The organism is Cupriavidus sp. D384 (assembly GCF_001652915.1).
In the GTDB taxonomy this organism is placed as follows: Bacteria; Pseudomonadota; Gammaproteobacteria; order Burkholderiales; family Burkholderiaceae; genus Cupriavidus.
The window spans coordinates 1-1,195 of record NZ_BBQI01000041.1; the positions used below are offsets into that span (position 1 = coordinate 1).

Genomic DNA, 1,195 nt, shown 5'->3' on the forward strand with positions numbered 1-1,195 from the left:
ATGGCAAAGGAAAAGTTCGAGCGGACCAAGCCGCACGTGAACGTAGGTACGATTGGTCACGTTGACCACGGCAAGACGACGCTGACGGCAGCGATTGCCACGGTGCTGGCTGCGAAGTTCGGCGGCGCCGCCAAGAAGTACGACGAAATCGACGCAGCGCCGGAAGAGAAGGCACGCGGCATCACGATCAACACCGCACACGTGGAATACGAGACGGCCAACCGCCACTACGCCCACGTTGACTGCCCGGGCCACGCTGACTATGTGAAGAACATGATCACGGGCGCTGCGCAGATGGACGGCGCGATCCTGGTTTGCTCGGCTGCTGACGGCCCGATGCCGCAAACGCGCGAGCACATCCTGCTGGCCCGTCAGGTTGGCGTGCCGTACATCATCGTGTTCCTGAACAAGTGCGACATGGTGGATGACGCCGAGCTGCTGGAACTGGTGGAAATGGAAGTGCGCGAACTTCTGTCGAAGTACGACTTCCCGGGCGACGACACCCCGATCATCAAGGGTTCGGCCAAGCTGGCGCTGGAAGGCGACAAGGGCGAGCTGGGCGAAGTGGCCATCATGAACCTGGCCGACGCACTGGACTCGTACATCCCGACGCCGGAGCGCGCCGTTGACGGTACGTTCCTGATGCCGGTGGAAGACGTGTTCTCGATCTCGGGCCGCGGTACCGTGGTGACGGGTCGTATCGAGCGTGGCGTGGTCAAGGTCGGCGAAGAAATCGAAATCGTGGGTATCCGCCCGACGGTGAAGACGACTTGCACGGGCGTGGAAATGTTCCGCAAGCTGCTGGACCAGGGTCAGGCTGGCGACAACGTGGGTCTGCTGCTGCGCGGCACGAAGCGCGAAGACGTGGAGCGTGGTCAAGTTCTGTGCAAGCCGGGCTCGATCAAGCCGCACACGCACTTCACGGGTGAGGTCTACATCCTGTCGAAGGACGAAGGTGGCCGTCACACGCCGTTCTTCAACAACTACCGCCCGCAGTTCTACTTCCGTACGACCGACGTGACTGGCTCGATCGAGCTGCCGAAGGACAAGGAAATGGTCATGCCGGGTGACAACGTGTCGATCACCGTCAAGCTGATCGCCCCGATCGCCATGGAAGAAGGCCTGCGCTTCGCTATCCGCGAAGGTGGTCGTACCGTCGGCGCCGGCGTTGTGGCAAAGATCCTCGACTAAGCAA

General features: G+C 61.7%; 1 protein-coding gene. It reads left to right on the plus strand.

Annotated features, from left to right (window positions below; translation table 11 throughout):
- Window positions 1-1,191: an elongation factor Tu gene (gene tuf / locus A9J21_RS12370; protein ID WP_029051586.1), complete on the plus strand. Its 1,191-nt coding sequence runs from the start codon at window positions 1-3 to the stop codon at window positions 1,189-1,191.
- The last annotated feature ends 4 nt before the right edge of the window (window positions 1,192-1,195 follow it).